This window comes from Oleiphilus sp. HI0061 (assembly GCF_001635675.1).
The window spans coordinates 1-890 of sequence record NZ_LWFE01000483.1; the positions used below are offsets into that span (position 1 = coordinate 1).

General features: G+C 41.7%; 2 protein-coding genes. Both read right to left on the reverse strand.

From position 1 onward, the window contains the following. On the reverse strand, positions 1–196 hold a 196-nt coding region (locus A3735_RS06415; RefSeq protein ID WP_231882449.1), incomplete at its 3' end, for a PIN domain-containing protein. Between the two features lie 93 nt (positions 197–289). Continuing rightward, the gene (locus A3735_RS06420; protein WP_068513817.1) at positions 290–793 is read right to left on the reverse strand and encodes an HPP family protein; all 504 of its coding nucleotides are present in this window, start codon (positions 791–793) and stop codon (positions 290–292) included. Between the last annotated feature and the right edge of the window lie 97 nt (positions 794–890).

The following is an 890-nucleotide window of genomic DNA, read 5'->3' on the forward strand; positions in this document are numbered from 1 at the left end:
GATAACGGTGAGCCTGCCGAGCGTTGCGGGCAATTTCATTTTTGCCTCGTTTGTGACCATCGAGTTCTTCTAATACTCGAAGAGGAATAAACACTGCGTGTTCATCAAACTTGTAAATAGACTCTGGTTCGTGGATTAGTACATTGGTATCGAGTACATAAAGCTTCTTGTTGTGTTTTAACTTACTTTTTACCATACAAAAACCTCTGACTTATGCAACTTAGGGTTGATAGTTAACTGACCAGATTGTGCCATCAAGTGTGATGCCATCAATTAGAGCTAAGCGTATTTAGCTAGCAGCTTCATCGACGATGACTTTGAGTAGATCATAAGTAGTAATGATACCGCTCAGGTCTTCACCTTTTTTGACAAAAACGCGGTGTAAATGCTCCTCCATCATTAGTTTAGCGACGTCGACAATGGCTGTTTCCTCGTCGACGGAGAAAATTATTGGGGTCATAATATCGCCTACTTCTACTGGAAGTTTGGCCATGCCTTCAAAAATCATCATACGTAAGCGTCTTGCTTCGAGCTTCTCTTCTTCGCTGAGCTGTTCCTCATAAGAGCTATCAACAGAATTTAAGTGGAAGTCGGCAATATCTTTAAGTGTAGCAATGCCAATAAGCTGCCCTTCTTGATTAGCAACGGGGCTGCCAGAGATATTGTTATCAGATAAGAAGGCAGAAAATTGCTGCATGGTCCAGGATTGTGGGACAGATTTGACGTGTGGAGTCATAATGTCGCGAGCGTAGAGTTTATTTAGCTTTCCTGAAGTGGTGTTGCCAGTGTTCATGCTATGGGGTCATTCCTTTACTTAAATTCTACAGTAGTAACTTAAAAAAAAGACCTCCGAAGAGGTCTTGGTCTTAATCTTCTGGAAGTGTAACGTT